This window comes from uncultured Aquimonas sp. (assembly GCF_937888285.1).
GTDB lineage: Bacteria > Pseudomonadota > Gammaproteobacteria > Xanthomonadales > Xanthomonadaceae > Aquimonas.
Window position 1 is genome coordinate 89,349 of sequence record NZ_CALART010000029.1, and the last position, 18,626, is coordinate 107,974.

General features: G+C 64.0%; 8 protein-coding genes. 3 read left to right on the top strand and 5 right to left on the bottom strand.

Going from position 1 to position 18,626, the window contains the following annotated elements; all coding sequences use genetic code 11:
• Positions 1-126 precede the first annotated feature (126 nt).
• Genes Q0654_RS07905 through Q0654_RS07915 form a run of 3 tightly spaced genes read left to right on the top strand, consistent with a single transcriptional unit; the run spans position 127 to position 6,151 of the window.
• Positions 127-1,455: a hypothetical protein gene (locus tag Q0654_RS07905; RefSeq protein WP_298852441.1), complete on the top strand. Its 1,329-nt coding sequence runs from the start codon at positions 127-129 to the stop codon at positions 1,453-1,455.
• Positions 1,452-3,476 carry a hypothetical protein gene (locus Q0654_RS07910; protein ID WP_298852443.1) on the top strand — a complete coding sequence of 675 codons (2,025 nt, stop codon included), beginning with the start codon at positions 1,452-1,454 and terminating at the stop codon, positions 3,474-3,476. Before Q0654_RS07905 ends, Q0654_RS07910 begins: the two co-directional genes overlap by 4 nt.
• Positions 3,473-6,151 (top strand): helicase-related protein, encoded by a 2,679-nt coding sequence (locus Q0654_RS07915; RefSeq protein WP_298852446.1) that lies wholly within the window; start codon positions 3,473-3,475, stop codon positions 6,149-6,151. Before Q0654_RS07910 ends, Q0654_RS07915 begins: the two co-directional genes overlap by 4 nt.
• Before the next feature lie 289 nt (positions 6,152-6,440).
• On the opposite strand, the gene Q0654_RS07920 is transcribed toward Q0654_RS07915, so the two are convergent.
• The 5 genes from Q0654_RS07920 to Q0654_RS07940 form a co-directional block, all read right to left on the bottom strand.
• Positions 6,441-7,157, bottom strand: a complete 717-nt coding sequence (locus tag Q0654_RS07920) for an HNH endonuclease signature motif containing protein (RefSeq protein ID WP_298852448.1) — start codon at positions 7,155-7,157, stop codon at positions 6,441-6,443.
• Positions 7,154-10,501 (bottom strand): AAA domain-containing protein, encoded by a 3,348-nt coding sequence (locus tag Q0654_RS07925; protein ID WP_298852450.1) that lies wholly within the window; start codon positions 10,499-10,501, stop codon positions 7,154-7,156. The genes Q0654_RS07920 and Q0654_RS07925 overlap by 4 nt, the downstream gene beginning before the upstream one ends.
• Before the next feature lie 43 nt (positions 10,502-10,544).
• Entirely contained in the window at positions 10,545-12,308 is a 1,764-nt protein-coding gene (locus Q0654_RS07930; protein WP_298852453.1) for a DUF262 domain-containing protein, read from the bottom strand.
• Positions 12,305-13,951 (bottom strand): DUF4209 domain-containing protein, encoded by a 1,647-nt coding sequence (locus Q0654_RS07935; RefSeq protein WP_298852454.1) that lies wholly within the window; start codon positions 13,949-13,951, stop codon positions 12,305-12,307. The genes Q0654_RS07930 and Q0654_RS07935 overlap by 4 nt, the downstream gene beginning before the upstream one ends.
• A gap of 198 nt (positions 13,952-14,149) precedes the next feature.
• Complete coding sequence (locus Q0654_RS07940; RefSeq protein ID WP_298852456.1) at positions 14,150-18,625, bottom strand: N-6 DNA methylase; 4,476 nt, start codon at positions 18,623-18,625, stop codon at positions 14,150-14,152.
• Between the last annotated feature and the right edge of the window lies 1 nt (position 18,626).

Below are 18,626 nucleotides of genomic sequence, written 5' to 3' on the forward strand. Positions count from 1 at the left end.
TCGAGTCGGCTGCGAGGCATTAGCCGCGGTGTGTCTTGACGAGGACCCGTGCGACGAGATCTGGTCTCAGTCGTCATCGTTGGATGCGCTTTGCGCTTTATCAGACTCACACTGGAAGTCGCTTGCATGAACCAACCAACTGAAGTTTTTGGGCTCCTGGGCCCCGAGCAACTGCCGAGCACACGCCGTTTACGGACTCTTGGACTTGGCGCCACGGTGCGCTACTTCAACGACCGCGCAGTGCCCGGGATGGGTGGGGTGTGGTTCGCAAAACAACTCGTGCTGGCCCTGTTTGGCGTCCAGCTGGCCGAGCGAACGCGTCGGAGCAAAGTTGAGGTCGCCAACGCGATCGAGGCGCTTGGCTGCTGGTTGGCGATTCGTCGTCGGCAGGTCGTTCGCGATCCCCGTATTCGCGGCGTACGCAAGCTTGCGCATGTGGCAGAAGATGAGTTGTCCTTCGAACGGTTACGGAAGCGCGGCTTCTATGTCTCGCAGCCGATGCGGATGGCCACTGTCCAGCCTCTGGCCGCCCTCGGCCTTGTCGCGGCTGCATCCTCGCGATTCAACGCGTTTGAGTGCACCGAGGCTGGCAGTTCTCTGCTTGAGGACTACACCGCTGGGTATCGCCCCTCGAACCAGGACCTCGATATTGCCATCGAGCGCTGGATACGCGGCAAAGAGATCAAATCGAATAGCCCCCTGCTGCGACAGGCTCTCGATCCTGGCGCGCCGCTTCCGAAGTCCGTGCAAGACCAGATTCTGGAGCGTCTCAAGCAGGGGCGCCCCGGTGAGCCGGACGAAGACCGCCGACGTCGACGCGGCGCGCTTGCCCTGGTCGAGTGGCTCCGACTCCACCGGAAGGACGCCATCGACTGGGCACTACAACCTACCCAGATCGAATCGGATGCCCACTGGCACGACCTGGAGGCCGGACGCCGTTTCCTGATCGCGAGAGATGCCGCCCTCGTCCTACTTGTTGCGATTGAGCGTCATATGAGGTCGGAAAGATCCGTGCCTGTAGATCGCGCCTTGCTCGACAGCGTCGCCACCGAAATTGAACAACTGAGGCTGGACGCGCAGGCCTTCCTGGATTCCGGCCATGGAAACCTAGAGGCCAAACGCTTCTGCGCCGAGTGCGTTGCGCACGACCAGACGCGAGTGATCCGTTCACTGGTCGATCGCGACGGCGTGGTGCTGATCCGCATCGATAATCGCATCGCGCCTGGCCCACTTTTCCTCAGCACCCCGGCTGACGATCCCGCCAGCACTGTGGCTCAGCTGTCTTCCGAAGCTGCGGCCGCCGCCGAGGATGACGACGGTCCTCAAGCTGGCATCCAGTGGCCGCCCGGCATGTCGTTCCGGATGAACAATCTCTTCCTGTTGAACCTCGATCTGCACGGTGAACTCGGCAAGGAACTCAAGCTCGACGATCTCAGTCAGGGGGCCGCGAAATGAAGAAGTCTGTGATTCATACCCCTTCGCTTGCGCAGCATTTCGACGCGCCACTTGATCATGTCGCCGAATTCGGCTGGGTCTGCGGATACTCGGCTGACGCGGCATTTCTTGACAACGCGCTCGAAAGGTTCACTCGGCAGACGCGCGCGCAACGCGCCTGGATGGGCCGCCCTTGGCTGGGGCTGATGCTGGACCTAGGCAGCCCTGGAATCTTGCCAAGCGATGTACCCGGATTGGTGCAAATCCTGCAGCGACCAGACGCCAAGCCTCGCTTTCGTCTGTTGCACGCCAAAGTAGCCGTGCTGGGCTTCCGGAAGCAGGACGACGCGACGGACTGGACCCTTCGGCTCATCGTCTCCACCGGCAACTGGACGCGCCAGACCGTGGAGGAGAGCCTTGACCTGGCATGGCGCGTCGACATCCGCGCCGCGGATCTTGCTGAGACTGACACGTTGAATTTGCAGGCAGCGGCCGACGTCGCGATGGCTTGGCGCTTCTTCAAGCGGCTCTTGCCGCTGTTCGATGATCGCTTGCTACAGGCCGGGGGTATCGGCTCCATAGCGTTGGCGAAGCAGGCGAGGTCACGGGTCGAGGGTTGGCTCGAGTCCTGCGACCGCGTTCAGGGCAAGCCGCGACCACGCTTCTTCGACACGCACGAGCAGTCGCTACTGACGCAGTTGCCGAAACTCGTCCAGGAACATGCCGGTGGCCAACGAAGAAACTACCTGGCCATGGGCTCCGGCTATTTCGAAGCCCCCGCCAAAAACGGATCCTTCCCGGAGGTGCCGCCCAGGATTCGGGAGGAGCTGCAAAAGCAGGGCCTCCTGACCCAATCACCGGAGGTCGACGTCTTCGTGAACGAGACCGCCTGTCAGGCGATCGCTGAGGCCAGCGAGGAGGCGCTGAAGGCGACGGAAATGACCATCCGCGCCCCCCGTGTGCCCGCCGCGATTTTTGGCAACAGTCGGGCGCGGACCCTGCATGCCAAGTTCATCTTCAGCGCCAACAGCGGGCGCGGGGACCATACCTGTGCGAGCCCCTGGCTGTACCTCGGCTCCGGCAATCTGACCCAAGCTGGATTCCTGCTCTCTGGGCCCGATAGGGGGAACCTCGAGGCCGGCGTGGTGCTGGGGCTGTCTGGGCTCTGCTGGTATGCGAAGGATGCGCAGGGATCGCACCGACGCGCGGTCGAGCATCTGCTGCCGGTGGGCTGGGAGGACAACGAACTGTCGGTGCAGCAACTTGTGGCCGGCGACCCCTTTCCAGAGCGAACCGAAGAGACGCTCGCGCCCCCAATAGCGTGGCTCGAGTGGGAGCCGGAGGCCTCTGGCGGCCTGCTGCGGGTGCCAGCCAGTGCTGGCGCTGAAGAGGCGCTGCCTGCGTATGACGTCCTTCATTCGTCGGGCCGCACTTGCGAGCGGGTCGATTCAAGCGCTTTCCTCTGGCAAGACGACAAGCCGCTGGAGGTAGCGGTGCGCTGGACGCCCATCGGCAAGGCGCCGCGACTGGATCGGATTCCTGTCGTCGACGAGTGCGGTCGCGTTGCCGCATCACCTCTGCCAAGACTCGATCTCGACAGCGCGCGCTGGCAGCTGCTCGACTTTCCGAACGCGCCGGAACAAGACGACAGCGACGCTGAGGTCGATGAAGGGATGCAGTCGAGCTTGATGAACTCCGCTCAAGTCAACGGCGTGGTGCAGGCGGGCTATGCGATCCGCGACATGATGGGTCTGATCGAACTGGTGGCAGAACGGCAGACCAGCCTCGCAGAGGGCGACTGGACCGCATGGTGTGCGAGGCTCGAGCAGACCCTGATTCAGACGATTGACGATCCAGCTGTCGGCGCGTTCCGCGCCATGGGACTGAACCCATTGCAGCCCCTGCGCCTGCCCTCGTTTCGACCGACCTATGCGGAGGCTCCGGAAGCGAGCGAGGCTGGCAGGCTGTACGACGATCTTCTGGACAGGATCGAGAGCGCATGGGGTGTGGCCGGTCTCGCCCCGATGGGAGAGCACGCATGAGCAACCGCTGCGACTTCTGGCCCCAGGTCTCCCGAACGCTTCAAAGAATTGCCCGGGCGGATCACGAGACCAACCTTTCGTTCCCAGATCAATGGCAGCTCAGTGAGGGCCAGCGTGCGAGTCTGACTGCAATCGCCGAGCGCCTCCCGAGCAACGGGGTGGTCATTGCCGACGAGGTGGGCATGGGCAAGACGCGCCTTGCGGCAGCCGTGATTCGAGCAGTGGTCGAGAACGGGGGGCGGGTTGCCGTGGTCATTCCGCCAGGTCTTGGGTTCCAGTGGGCCGACGAGGTTCGGGATGCAGGGGTTGAATGCAGTGCCCTACTCAGAAGCCTCGGCCAGTACTTCTCCGCGCGGAACGCGTCCAATCGGAACTCCGGCATGGCTTGGGCGGACGGTAAGGTCACGCTGATCTCCCACGCCTTCGCGAATTGGCGTTTAGGCGAGTCATCGCAGGCCTGGCGCTGGTCGGTCTTTTCGCACGTCTACGCGCAGTGGCGCCGCCGCGGCTCTCGCCAGTTGCCCCATGGATTCCACAAAGACGCTCGACTCGACAACGACATGATCGCCGCGGCGGCCGATGCGATGATTTCGGAAGCGATCCGAATCGGCCGTTCGGCGGAGGTGTTCCTCGATGGTTTGCTGCATGGGGTGACGTGGCCTGAAACGCGCATTCCCGCCAACTATGGCAAGGGTGAGAAGTTGCGCCAGCCTTTCGAGCGGCTCATTGGGCTAGGGCTCGGCGAATTCGATCTGATCGTAATCGACGAGGCCCACAAGAGCCGCCATTTCGACAGCGGGCTCGCGAAGCTGATCGAGGGCGCGATGTGGACGACCCCCCATCATCGTCGCCTGGCCCTTACCGCGACGCCAGTGGAACTGCATCCGGCGCAGTGGAAAGACATTCTGGATCGCATCCAGGCCCCGACTGATGGCATCGATGCGGTGATTGAGACGTACGCTACTGCCGTCCGCACGGTTCGGCGCGTGCCCTCGAACGAACAGGCGAGCGAGATCTACGCGGGTGCGGCGCGTCGCTTTGAGAAGACACTGACGCCCTACCTGCTGCGCCGCGACAAGCGCGAGGACGAGGCGGTCCGTCGCTTCGTCCAAGGCAGTGGCCTCGGACACGACGCCTACCGACGCGAGTCCGAAATCCTCGTGGACCCCTGCGAAGAGGAGATGCCCATCCCGTGGCGCCGTGCTGTCTGCGCGGCCGAGGCTTTGTCCCACATCGCTGGCGATGTGAGCGACGGCTGCTCCAAGCGCGCGCGCCTGACGATGGGCAGCGGGCATGGGATCGCAACTTTGCTCGATGAGCCCTTGCGTGATGCAACGGAAGATCAGGAATCGAGCAAGGACGCCGAGGAATCAGGTGAGCGGGTTAGGGTTGCCCAGGCAACGGAACCCGCGGTGGTCAGGCAGAAGCGCGAAGAGCGGCACCGTTGGTGGGGCGGCGTGATCCGCGGCGTGGCGAACTCGAGCGATCAGGCACTCTATGGCCATCCAGCCATCCTGGCCGCGGTGCATTCGATCGAATCATCCACGGCGAATGGCGAGAAGGTCCTCGTGTTCGGACGCTTCACGCGCCCACTGCGCGCGCTCGTGCAGTTGCTCAACGCACGCGAGATGTGGCGTGCGCTTGGGCGTGGGGAGCACTGGCCACAGTCGACCCTCAATAATGCGGATTGGTTGGTCGCCGAGGTTGCGCAGCGCCAACTCAGGCTGCAGCAGCCGATGAGCCAGCATCAACTCTTTGATCGACTCTTGGACGGTTACCGCCGACTGGAGAGCGCACGTGAGCGTTTCCGCCGTCACTTGATCGAGGGGCTCGAGGAAGGCCTCGAGTCCCAGTCCCAGCTTGCCGACGGCACCGTCGTGCGTGCCCTTTTTGACGCTTTCAAAACTTCGAGCAACCACGTGCGCAGCTCCGACATCGCTAACGTGACTCGCGCCCTTCATGCGCTTGGGGTGGAAAGCCTCGACACGGACGAGGACCGCCAACGCGCAGCGAGCGCCTTCGTCGAACTGATCGGCGCATTGCGCGCTCGAAACGAGGAGGATGAGGACGGCGACAGCCAACTCGACGCCGACGAGGCTGCGGGTCTCTGGGGCCAGCTGTCGGAGCGCCTGCGATCAGAGTACGCGCGTAGCGATGGGGACCATGCGCGACTTTTGTATGGTCGCACCGAGCCGACAACTCGTCGGCTGCTACAGCTCGCCTTCAACCGTGAGCACGCCAACCCAAGGGTGCTGGTTGCGCAGTCCATGGTTGGGCGCGAGGGGCTCAACCTGCATTTGGCCTGCAGGACAGTAGTTCTGCTGCATCCGGAGTGGAATCCAGGCGTGGTGGAGCAGCAGATCGGCCGCGTCGATCGGATTGGCAGTCGCTGGCAACAGCTCTGTGAGCGCCACGCTGAAGGCGACAGTCGAAGTCCAGACTGGCCGCGTATCGAAGTTCGCCCTGTCATATTCAGGGGCACCTACGATGAGCAGAACTGGGCTGTACTTCGCGATCGCTGGCGCGATCTTCGCGCTCAACTCCATGGCATTGTCTTGGCAGAGTGGGAGGTCGCCCCTGAGCTGCGCGAGATCGTTCGGCGGATCAACTCAGCTGCCCCCCACTTTTCGCCGTCGCGAGTGGAGTCCTTGGATGGCGCGGGTGACCTGACCTGACCACCCGCTGCCCAGCCTTCCCACCCGAAGCTAGATGGATTCCGTCACCCTGAGAGCTTCTCAGGCCCGCGCGATGGGCCAGCTGTTCTCGAAGAAACTGTGGTCGTCATCGCCGCGAAGGCGGGGATCCAGCGTGCGGAGCGGAGCATCTGGGCCCACGCCTTTGCGGGGGCGAAGATTCTTAAGGTCGCAAGCGTTCCGTTTCCTGAAAGGACGGACATCCGCATGAGTCGATTCACCACCGAGCAGACCATCGGGTTCATCAAGCTGCGCGCTCCAGGCAGGTCACTCAAAGACGCCAAGAAGTCGTTCGATGGAACTCCAAATAACGGCAGTGCTCCGCCCGGAGACCTTGGATCTTCAGTGGAGCCACCACACCGAGCTGCTGGCGCCGTAGCGGGTCTAAGGCGGGTGAGACCGAGCCCTCGCCAGCGTCCGAGAATGTGATCCACCCGCCGTCGAACAGGGCGTCGAGGTGCGGTGCCAGAAGCAGGCCGTTGAACACGTCGAGGCGCTGTTCGTCGGTATCACACTTAGCCCAAGGGCGGATGTGCGAGGCCCGCAGAAGCTCAGGCACATCCAAACCCGTGACGCAGCACCTACCCTGCCAGTAGTCCAAGAGCGCACTCCGGAACAGATCCTGCCCAACGCGCTGGACGACCAGGCGCTCGGCCTCGGTCGCTCTTGGCAGGGTGGATGTCTTACTCCTGAACTCATCCGCCACCCGATTGGGCTTGGTACGGGCATAGGCTGCCGCTGAGCGCAGCAGGGCATAGAGCTGGCCATAGCCGTCAACCGTCAGGCAGGCACTGCCATCACCGAGATTGAGGATGCCTGGATCCGAGGCGCTGACCTCGAAGCTGTCCTCGTCGCTCACCCGCACCATCACAGCTTCCGGGAACCGCGCAGACCGAAGCTCCAGCCAATCGGATTGCTGCATCGGGCTCATCTCGAAACCGCAGTCCGCCGCGGCCTTTTCGAGGCGTAGTCGCTGCAACGCATTCATGCGGAGGCCTTCGCGTCTGCAACCCAGCGAGCGATGGATTCGACGCACTCCGCCAGGTCGTCTCGCACCTGGTAGACCCAGAACCGTTTGACCTCCCAGCCAAGCTCGATGAGGCGCTGGTTGCGAAGCTGGTCGCGCAGACACAGCTCACCTGTCCAGCTGCGGTGATAGCGTTCGCCATCCACCTCGATGTTGAGGCGGCGCCCACCAACGATGACAGCGAAATCCAGGTCGTACTGCTCGACGCTGAACTGCGGGATGGGCTTGATGCCCGCTGCGTAGAGGGCCCGGTAGAGGATCCGCTCCCAGTCCGACACTTGCTCAGGTTTGGATACGGGCGGGTAGTCAGGTCCCAACTGGACCTTCGTAGGCTCTGACTTCTCCCCGCTGGTTGTGCGCAATCCCTCGACGTAGGCGGCGAAGTTCGACAAATACTCGACGCCCGAGCTTGCGGCAGCCGCGCGGTCACCAACGACATGCAGAAGACCGCGGGCACGCGTGATGGCCACATTGAACAGGTTGCCGTTGCCTCGCAGGAAGCCCAGAGAGTTTGTCGCCATGCCCTCGGAGACGACGGGCGAAAAGAACATCACGTCCCGCTCGTCGCCTTGGAAGCGGTGCACGGTATCGACCAGCAACTCGGATCGGCTTCTTGCGCTGGCGAGTGTCTGGCTCTCCTCGACCAGTTGCTGAAGCAACTGGGCCTGAGCGCGGAACGGCGTCACCACGCCAACCGTACCGGGGTAGCCCCGCGTGACCAGCAGATCCTCCAAGGCAGCCAGCACCGCGGCCGCCTCGGGTTCGTTTCGGGCACCACCAGAGACCGGGCGGATCACCTTGCCGCGGATGTCCTGCCACCGGATGCCCGGCCCCGAGCTGTTGGGGCGTTTCAGCTGGTGGTATCGCGTGGCTACCCGCAACCGACCCTCGTAGAAGGCCTGGTTCGAGAACTCGATGATGTCCGCATGTGAGCGATGGTGGTCGCGCAGATTCACGATGCTCTGCTGCGACACCACACTGGCCGCCACGTCGAAGAGCGACGAGACCGAGTACATCCAGCCCAAGCGGGTATCCACCAATCCGTGCTTGTGTTGCAGCTCGCTGTCCCTTGGGCGGCTCAGCGCGCTGATGTGTCGCAGCTGCTGAGGGTCGCCGATGATCACGCTGCGCTTGGCCCGGTAAAGCAGAGGAAGGGCGGACGCGATGTCACACTGGCTGGCCTCGTCGATGACAACGAGGTCGAAATAGCCAGGCTCGAAGGGAACTCTTCCTCGCGCTGAGAGCGAGGTGACGGCCCAGCAGGCGAACAACTCGGTGACCTTGCCTTGGAGTGCCCGCGCCCGTTGACGAACGGAGGCATGGACTTGCCCTGCGTCTGATGCAGTCATCAACTGCAGCACGGCCGCGTAGTCGGCGACGTCCCGGCGCTGTGCGGCCGTCAGGCGTGTGGGCGCGAGCTGCACCCAGTCGCGCCACAACCGCTGCGAGTTCTGCGCCACCTGCTCAGCAAGTGTCGTGCGTTGCCCGGCGATGTCTTCGAAGGAGGGGCTTTGCTTCAGCACCTCCAGTGCCCGCCGATAGCTCAGGACCTTCTTGGCGGCGAGTAGACGAGCCTTCCACTGCTCAGCTGCCTGGCGGTACTTCGCCAGCTCGGGCTCGGCCGTCGCCCCCGGAAGCGTCAGTCCCAGCGAGGACGCTGAAGGGGTCACCTCATCCAGCACGCGCTTCAATTCACGCAAGCGGTCTGGCGAGGTCCATCGCCAAAGAGCCTTGGTGATGAATCCCTGACGTTGAGGATCCGCCGCATCCACGGCGCGCTCCAATATGGCCAGATGCGCTTTCGCTCGCCGCACCAGCGCTTCATCGATGCCATCCAGAAGATCGCCGAACAGCTTGCGGGCGTCGTCCGCCTCGGCGTCGAGGCGGTCAACCGTATTGCGCGCATCCAAGGTGTCTTGCTGCGTGCGATCCAGCTCGGCGAGCCTCTCAGCCAAGCTGCGGTGCCGCTCCAGCCCCTCTTCGTAGTTGGCCTTGTCCTCAGGCCCTGGATTTCCCGACAGCAGCTGCGTGAGGTAGCCCGAGAGCTTTGCCTGGTACTCCTTCGATCCGAGCCGCAGCAGGACTGGCCGGTTTCCCAAGCCATTCACGCGTGCCTCGACTACATCAACTGCCTTGTTGTTCTTGCTGGCGAAGAGCACCTTCATGCCGCGCCATGCGGCATTGACGAGCAGGTTCGTCACCACCTGAGACTTGCCTGTCCCAGGCGGACCGGTCACAACCGTGTGGGGTGAGGACAGAGCCGCACGCACCGCGGCGCGCTGCTCCGTGTTCATCGGTAGCACTTCGATCAGCGGCTCGCTGTCCACGCTGGGGCTGTCGGGCTCGACTGCGCCACTCATCCAGCGCCCCAGCGCGGTGCGATTCAAGTGAGCGTCCGAAACATTGCCCAATGCCTTGAGCTCCGTCTCCAGGCCTTGCGTATAGGGCGAACGCTCTCCCGGAAGGACGATCGCCCGGTTGTAGATGCCCTGCTCCGTCAACTCAGAGAGTGGCGGGCCGCCCGCACATGCTGTCGGGTCCAGTGCTTCCTTCCAGTCCCAGTCGGGCCGGATGCGCGCGAGGCGGTCGACCAACTCTTCTGCGTCGGGCAGCTCGCTCAGGGCGACATTCAGGCCAAGCTCCTCCGTGAGCCGTGCGGTCTCTTCCACGACCTGCATGCCGTCGCCCAAGGCGACCGATCGCAGGAACTTGGCATTCAGAACAGTGAGCTCATCGTCGATGCGAGGCGAGTCGCTACCGCGCTCACCCAGTTCGATGCGCCAAAGCAGGACGGGCTCGACGAAGAAGCCTTCCCACCTGGGCGTTCGATGCCGGCGCAGCCGCACCGGATAGCCCAGCCACGCAATCAGCTTCGAACGGTCCTGCCGAACCTTTCCGAGAACACGACCGACGCCGGGTTCGTTGAACCAATCCGCGCTGCGGCTGCCCATCGGAAGCGCCCGCAGCTCGGCATAATCGGGCTCGCCGTACTTGTTCTGTGCGAAGGCGCTGACACCTTCGTCCATGTCCTGCCCGATGCACTCGAGATAGTAGCGGCACAGACGGCCGATCTCGGTAGTCGCGGGCGCCTGCGCCTGCGTGGAAGCCGGTCGGGTAGATGCAACGAGCCGCCAACGGTAGTCCGACCCCTGCTGGACCTTGCCTACCAGCTCATAGGCCAGGCATTGATTCACCGCACGCCGCTCGACATCGAGCAGTTCCGCGAGTTCGGCAGCCTTCAGGCCCGGCTTGCGCTGCAGCTCTGCGAGGACGCGGTTCTTGAGTTCAGGCGCCTGCTGGGTCACAGCGAACACCTTCTTCCTACAGCCTCTTCCCCCATTCCCATGTTCACGCCCCTGTACCCATCAGCTTCGCGTAGCCCTGGCGAATGACGTCCGCAATCAGTGGCCGGCGAGCCAGCAGGAACTCGTCGTAGCTCAGCGACCACCAGTCCTGCGGCAAGGCGTGCCAGCGCATCATGGCTGCCAAAGTCTCGGGCTCGAAGCGCTTTGCGTACTTGGGCCAGTACTCGCTGGGCGGTGTGTCCGAGATCGCGATATTGTCTCCCCACTCGACAAGCGCGTAGTTGGCAATCTGGTTGGTCTCGCGGATTCCCGTGATGCCCAGCTTGCTGAGGTGCTTCTTGGGGAACAGATGGTGCCGCTCGAGAGGCTTCTTCTGTCCCTGAGCGGGTGGGTCCAGAAGATCGACGACCTTCATGGACGAGAACAACGCGCGGGCATCAAGCAGCGTCTGAGCCGCGTAGAAACCAAAGAGCGCCGGGCTGCGGCCTGCGGACGTGGCTAGGTCCATTGGCAGGGTTTGGCTCCAGTAGTCGTCCGTGAGAGTGGCTGACTCGACTGAGGCAAGCCGAGCCAGAAATTGATCTGCAGAGCTCAAATCCCTCAGTTCCGCCAAGTCCTGCTCCATGCGCGACTCAGGCGACGCGGTGAAGCGCCCTGTCAGCAGCGACATGAAGACCCAACGCGCAATCGCTTTCTTGAGCTTGAAACCCTCTACGCCGTACTCGGTGCGCCCCAGCAGGTACAGCTGATACGCGAACACCAGTGCGGTCACCGAGCTGATGTGCTTGCCGTTGCGGTAACCCGCCGCACGCACCACGTTGAGGAAATCCGCCCAGTGAGTGAGGTTCAGGGCCCGTGCCTGCGCGTCGCGCAGCTTGTCGAACTGGTGGGCCCGCTTTTCCGGGCTGGCCTCCCCGGTAGCCAGATCCTTACCTCGAAGCAGTGAATAGACGTTCTCCAGCCGCGCGCGCCGGAAAGCAACGCCGACGTCCACTCGCAGCAGGTGGTCGGGGTCGGGTTGGAAGATCGGGTTGAACGGGCTGGCCTGACCCACCGGCCCGGGCTGCCGTGCGGCGCGGCAGAACGTCTCCAGCTCGGTACGGCCCTCGTCCCAGAACACAGACATGAGGGTCAGGATGAAGTCCGACTGGTTGAGCTTCTTGCCCTCGCTGTTGATGCGCACGAAGACGTCGGCCACCTGCTCTTCGGTGCACTGCTGCGATAGTTCCAGCGCGATGAAGGGGAAGTTCGTCAGCCCCGCCAAACGACCGATGGCCTCGGCCACCCTCTCTTCTTCCGCATCCGACACGTTCCTCGCTGCAGACAGTCGTTTCAGGTACTCGGCAATCGTCTTGTGCGTTGGGCGGTTGAAGACCTCGGAAATGTCGAGGATGTACTCCGGGTCTCGCTCGGTGGTGGCATCCGGCACTGCGAACGTACCGTTCTGCGGCCGGAACGCGATGCGGATGCGCTCCCGCTCGAAGTTCTCGCGCAGCACGGCTTCGCGCCGGATGACCGCATAGAGCGAGGTGAGCCGCTGCTGCCCGTCGACGATGAGCAGGGAGGGCGTTTTCTGCTTGTTGGTGTCGCCGATGACCCTCGTCTCGACCCCGTCGGCACCTGTCTCCCAGAACAGGAAGAAGCCTACCGGGTAGCCTCGGTACATCGAGTCGAACAAGTCGCGGACTTTGGCGTTACTCCACACAAACGGACGTTGGATATCCGGTAGGCCGATCTGGCCCATGCTGATACCGTTGACTAGGCCGCCGAGGGTGTAGCGGACTTCTTTGAAGAGGGTTTCGGTCATTCGACGCTTTCACTCGTTGGTTTGTGCGAGGTTGCAGCGGCTTGCCTCTCGCGGACGAGGTGAGCGCTCAGCGCTACGTACCTCAGCAAGAGCCACCAAATGTTGAGGAAGTCGTCGCTGAAGAAGTCGCTATCTGACTTCAGCCCATGGGCGACTTCATTGCGGAGATTGCTGCCCAACGGATCAATGAGCAGGTCCTCCAGCTCGAAGACGCCCGCCTCTCCGAACGCGCGCTTCGCCTCTGCCGAGTCCAGCAAGGCGGAGAGCGTGCGCTCTACTTGAGTTCCATCTGGCTTCAGCATGGGATCGGGTGCGCCGCCAAGCTCGACCGCCTGCCGCACCACGGCCTCAAATTGGATGGGCACGAGGTGCCCCACCATCAGCATGTCTCCGTGGAAGCCAGCAACGATGGCGCGCGCAACGCTCTCATGGTGACCGTCAGGAATCCAAGGGCTGTGTCGGATGACATCCAGCACTTGGTCGCGGTCAGGCGCGTGCTCGTGGAGGATGATCTGCCGGGCCGGCTCGATGACGGCTTGGGCATTCAAGCTCCGCCGCCTCGCCGCGCAGCGGAACATTCGCCACCGTAGGCCTGGAAGGCTCGGGTCGGTAGCGCCACGCTCAAGGCCCGGCACTTTCGCGACCACTCTGCCTCTGGAGTTCAACACGTCTTGAGGGCTGTCAGCGTCCAAGACGCCGGTGCGGGCCTGTTCCCCCACTTCTTCTCGCAGCGAGTCAAGGGATGGGGTCCGGAGCATCTGGCAGAGTCGAAGCACTGCCTCTCTGAAGGGCCTTCTCCTGACTATCCCCTTGGCAGTTCGCACCAGGTCGCTGACGTCAATTGCGGTTGAGATGCTGTGGAGTTCCGACACTGCCTGCGCCTGTAGCTCAATGAGCCGACGACCGAGCTCCGCTGCACGCTCTTTCCCCCCGCCAGCCTGGCGCATGGCCTGCACCGCACTGGAGAGCACGGTCGCAGCGGCTATGGCGCCTCGGCCGGCCTGGCTGAGTGCTGCCTCCGCTTCCTTGGCGAGCGACTCTGCCGCTGCACGTCGATACGTAGCCTCATCATCGGGCTGATGGGCAGTTCGGTAACAATCGGCCGTCGAGTTGAAGTAGCCGTTGGCGCGCCAGAATTCCCCGGATTCTTCGGCCATCCGTGCGGCCTTGCTGGTGTACTCGGCAAGCTCTGCTCCATCTCCCCGACGAAACTCGAGCAAAAGCTGGGTCAGCCGTAGGGTTAGATAAAGCGGGTCTGAGCCGCCCAGTCTGCGCACGATGGTCAGCACTTCCTCCAATGCAGAGTCGACCAACTCTGCGCCCGGCTTCCCAAGCGAAGCAGCCAGCCTGATCGCACGTTCGAGCCTCTTCGCGCAAGCGGTCCAGTGTTGAGGGTCAAACAAGTTCTGAGCACTGGCGATGTACGCCGGAACAGCCTCCTTCGCGGCCGGGAAGAGCTTTGCCTGAACCCAGATGACATCCAGGAATCGAGCCCGCAGCTCTGGATCCTTCAATGACGCGGCCCATGGATATACAGCTTTCAGGATCTCTCGGGGGAAGTCCGCCGGAACTGCGCTACGGCCTTCGCCCATCTGGAACATCGGCCCATATGGCTCTGTGGGCTTGTTTGGGTGCAAGGTCATGGAGGTAACCTGAGTCGCGAATCTCAGGCAAGCCGCCTCCGCGAGTGACCAACGCTCCGGCTCATTGCGGAGACGAGCCAGGTGTCGGCTGAAGTTAAAACACTCTCGGGACTCGACCCCTTCCAGCAGAGTTTCGAAGTCCAAAGCTTGGAGAGCTTCGGGAGTGATGAGGGACCAATCGATTGACATCATGGGCTCTCAACAGGACTGCCGGTCCCACGCCTCCAACACCAGACGCCGCGTCCGATACTCGCCGTAGGCGCGCAGCTCGCCTTCCTTGAGCACGCGGAAGGTTTCGCTGGGGTAGTCCTCGCCCATCACGTCCTTGGGGTCGAGGATGTAGCGCAGTTCGTCGCGGGTGAGGCCGTAGAGGCGGGCGTAGTAGGCGTCGAGCTCGGCGCGTAGCTGGGCGCGGCGCTCGGGGTTCCAGGCGAAGGGGCGGCCTTGATCGGCGGCGGGGCGGGGGTCGTAGGCGGTGAGGTCCTGGCCCCAGGCTTCCAGATCATGGGCGGTATAGGTGAGTTCGAGCACGCGAGGGACGATGAAGGCGAGGTCGGCCTCGGTGTAGCGGTCGGGGGGTAGCACCGGGAACTGCTTCAAGTAGCCGTACGTCAAGTGCGTACCACCAACCTTTGTTCGGGCCACGTAGTCAAAGGTCAGGGAGCACCAGTTGCCCAGCAACGCTGCATTCAACGTGGCCGGCTGCTCGGTGAACAGCAAAGGCAGCGTGTGGCCCACCCCCAGCCGTGGAATCACCGAAGCAATCACGGTGCGCTCGTCTGTACTGCGGCATATGTCGCGCCAGCCCATCAGCCAGCGCGGGCTGCGCCGGTCCATCCACTCGTCTACGAAATTCAGGAGTGAGCCAATTCTTGTGCCGTCGTTCGACAGGCCGTGAAAGGTTCCCTGCCACGACCGAATAGCCGTCTCCTCCGCGTCACCGAATGGCGTCTCGGCATCCTGCCGCGCCCACTTGGCCCAGTTGCTGAGGTCTTCACCACCTCTGGTACGTCGCAGAGCTCCAAGCAACGGCGCGGCGTTGCTGTCCATTTCCGCTGTCGCACGCCATTGAGCTTCGGCCAGGACCTTCGCGCTGGCTCCCTTCAGCGCGCCACCACAGAGCCGGCTCATCCACTCTCCGGCAAGCCAAGAAGCCACAGCGAATTCGAGCGACTTCTCGTCCTCGATTTCCGAATACGGCCCCTCACAATGCGTCAAGAGCCAAGCGCGGGCCACGCGGCTGGGCACGCGGGCGGTGCGGGCCAGCACCTCGCGCTCGTCCACCCAGTAGCGCGGACGCACGGTGCAGGCGGGGTCGGCCTTCTGCGCGTTGCTCACGTCGGCCGTTTCCACCTCGCTCACCGTGCCGCTGGCGGCGTCCACGTAGGTGGCCCAGCGGTGGTCGAACTGGTGAATCATCTTGGCTTCGTACAGCGGCTGACGGCCGGGCGTGCTGGCAGCGGCGGGCGCATCCGCGAAGAGACCGCTATCTCCCGACATGTGGAACATCGTCTGAAAGCGGATGCCCCACGGATTTGCCTCGGGACGTAGTACCTTTCCATCGTTATCCGTCTCGCCTTCGGCAATGAGCACCGGGGCGGCACGGTAGAGCTTCTTGGTCAGCTCAGCATCACGCTCGCTGCGGAGCACCGGACAGGTGCGAGTGTTGGGGTTGATGAGGCTGAACTCGCTTGGCGTCAGCTGGAAGTGGCGGCGACGGTCTGCCAGTTCATCCACCTGCAGTGCGAAGAATGCGAAGTCTGCAGCTGGCGCGGAGCCCAGGGTCAAGAGGCAGAACTTGAAGCGCTGGTGGCCGATTTCAGAAAACAGACCCGGACCCGTTCGCAAGTCCCAGAGGCTGACCAAACGGCCCTCGGACACAGCATCGAAGAAGTGCTTCGTTGAATCGTCCGTAGCAATGCCAGTGGGCACGATGAATCCCGCACGACCGCTGGGCGAGGTCGCCTGCAAAAACGTCTCCGAGAAGAGCGCGTAGGTGTTGACGTCTCCCACGCCCGTGAGCGGGTAGCGCCGACTGTCGTGGGCATACAGACTGGCAGCCTCCGCCCCCCGTCGCGCGGCAATGAAGCTGGCATACAGCGCCATCTCGGCCCGGTTGGGCGGCGTGAGCCCCTCAGCACGCTCCAGGTCGGGGTTCACGCGGTGCAGCAGCACACCCTCGCGCAGCCATTCGATGCGCTGGGCACGTTCCGCCTTGTTCTTGGCCATGGCCACCAGCGGACTGCGGGTAGCGAAGAACTCTTCCTCCTGCAGCTTGATACGTTCCCAAGGCGGGTTGCCCAGCATCACGCTGAAGCCGCCCTTGGCCGCCACCTGTGGGAACGCCAGCCACCAGTGAAAGACGCTGTGCTGGCGGCACAGGGCCTGCGCAGCGTCTTCCACCGCGGCCTTCGGCGCCTGACCGCTGAGCACGCCCCACAAGTAGCCGGACAGCGGCACGGTGTCGCCCGCGTCGGCCAGCTTGGGCGCCAAGAAGGCGGCTACGTAGGTGTCGGCCAGGCGGGCGAAGGTGCTGCGCTGCGCCTCGGCCTCGGCCAGCGACCATGCCCGGCGCTTGGCAGCTAAGTGCTCGGGGGTGTCGTCGTCCAGCGTCTCCACGCTTAGGGCCTGCGTGATGAGGCCGGACTTTGAGAACAGATCGCCGCTGGCGATCTGGCGCCAGCTCTTCAGGTCGGTCTTGTTCTGCTTCTTCAGCGCTTTGGCGACCTCCTTGTCGTCGCCCGAGAGCGCTGTGTAGGCCTCGTCCGGGATGCCGTTCTCCAGCACCTTGGGGTCGAGCACGCCCAGCAGCGCGTCACCCACGCGCAGGTGGTGGTCAATGAAACTCAGCGGCCGGTCAGGTGAATAGGCCTCCAGCCACAGGGCCGTCTTGGCCAGCTGGATGGCCATGGGGTTCTTGTCGACGCCGTAGATGCAGCGGCTGACCACGTCGCGCAGCGCGTGACGGTAGTCGGCGGGCGTGGGGGCGCCGCCCTCACGCTCTGCGGCCGCACGGTGCAGTGCCACCTCGTCGGCCAGGCGTCGCGCAGCCGACAGCAGGAAATGGCCGCTGCCGCAGGCGGGGTCGCAGATGGTGAGCGACAGAAGCGCCTCGACGGGGCGCTCCTGGTTGGCCTTCACCGTCTGCGCGATCACCGGCTCCAGCGCGCTCTTGATGAGCTCCTGCACCAGGCTGTCGGGGGTGTAGTAGCTGCCCGTGAGCTTGCGGGTATTGCCCTTGGTGGAGGCGTTGGTCTCATCGTCGCCCACGAAGGCCAGGCGCGCCGTGACAGGCGAGGCCAGGCCCTGCGGTTCCGGCACCAGCTCCAGCAGGCTTTCATAAACGCTGCCCAGCTCCTCCGGGCCCATATCGCGGTAGTTGACGCGCGACAGGCTGCCATCGGCACGGAACCAGCCGAGCTGGAACACGGCGGCCAGCAGGTGGCGGTTGTCGAGCTGTGCGGCGTCGAGCCTTGGGCACTGGTTGGTGTCGAACAAGCCGCCCAGCGCTGGCAGGCCAAGGGCGGGCTCGCCCCGGGCCAGCGCGTTGAAGGTGATGGTGAGCGCCTGCCAGAGGTCAGCATGGCGGTCGTGCTGACTGCGGCGCACGGCGCGCTCGCGCAGCCAGGTCATCGAGTAGCCGGCCAGGTAGCGCGCCTTGGCCTCGTCGGCGGCGTCCGGCGTAAAGACCAGACGCTCTCCCGTGCCGCGGTCACGGCGGTCTTCCACGGTGGACAGGAAGATCAACCGGTATACCAGCCGCAGCAGCTCTTCGAAGAAGGCCTGTCGGTCGTAGCCGTCTTCAGCGGTCTGCAAGGCTGCGCGGAGCGCGCCGTTGGCCGGATGCGAAAGAAAGCCGGTGCCCAGTGCGCGGAGCGCGTTCGCTACCTGGTCACGAAGCTTGCCGCGAACGGTGACGCCCGCCTGTTGGCCGGCAGCCCGCCAGCGCTCCCAGGGACAGTCGTTCGGCGCTGAGTTGGCTGCGCCAAAGCGGGTGGCATGGGCCAGCAGCCAGAAGGCGCTGAAATCGGCCAGCAGCTCTTCGTTGAACAGTGCCTCCAGGTCCACCTCGATGTAGACGGGGCGGGTCAGGCTGGCGTTATCGCGCAGGATGCGCAGCGTCAGGCCGTTGCTGACGATGGCCCAGAGCGAGGCATCGCTGGCGTTCAGTGCCTCCTGCGCCAGCATGAAGGGGCTGCGGCGGCGGGTCTTGCCGGTGTCGGGGTTGGTTTCGCCAAAGCGCTCGGTGGCGGCGTCCAGGGCTTCGTCGAAGCCTGCGAGGACCAGTGGAACACGGCCGTTGCCGGCGGCGTGGCCGATGGCGTAATGGTGGCCCGTCTGCACGATCGGCGGGCAAGGGGCGGCGTCGTTGAAGTGCAACACGTCGCGCAGCAGTGGCAGCAGCCACTCGCGCACGGTGACCTCGTGGGCGCGCACGTCCAGCCGCTGCCGCAGTGTCTGGAAGTCTTGCCAGAGGTTGAGGGCGATTTTGAAGTCGCGCGCAATTTCGTCGCGCAGCTTCAGGCCCTTGGGCAGCTGATAGTGGCTCTCGGTCTGTTCGGTAGCCCTGGGGTCGCCCAGCACGGTCAGCCGGGTCAGCTCCTCGGCCGGGATGAGGCCGCCTTCGATGCGGATGGCGCGGTAGGCCAGCTGGTGGGTCGTTCTCTTGGCCATG

Bases quoted from the DNA above. Each gene is read 5' to 3' on its own strand.
- Q0654_RS07905 (WP_298852441.1), top strand. From the start codon at position 127: ATGAACCAACCAACTGAAGTTTTTGGGCTCCTGGGCCCCGAGCAACTG.
- Q0654_RS07910 (WP_298852443.1), top strand. From the start codon at position 1,452: ATGAAGAAGTCTGTGATTCATACCCCTTCGCTTGCGCAGCATTTCGAC.
- Q0654_RS07915 (WP_298852446.1), top strand. From the start codon at position 3,473: ATGAGCAACCGCTGCGACTTCTGGCCCCAGGTCTCCCGAACGCTTCAA.
- Q0654_RS07920 (WP_298852448.1), bottom strand. From the start codon at position 7,157: ATGAATGCGTTGCAGCGACTACGCCTCGAAAAGGCCGCGGCGGACTGC.
- Q0654_RS07930 (WP_298852453.1), bottom strand. From the start codon at position 12,308: ATGACCGAAACCCTCTTCAAAGAAGTCCGCTACACCCTCGGCGGCCTA.
- Q0654_RS07935 (WP_298852454.1), bottom strand. From the start codon at position 13,951: ATGACCTTGCACCCAAACAAGCCCACAGAGCCATATGGGCCGATGTTC.
- Q0654_RS07940 (WP_298852456.1), bottom strand. From the start codon at position 18,625: ATGGCCAAGAGAACGACCCACCAGCTGGCCTACCGCGCCATCCGCATC.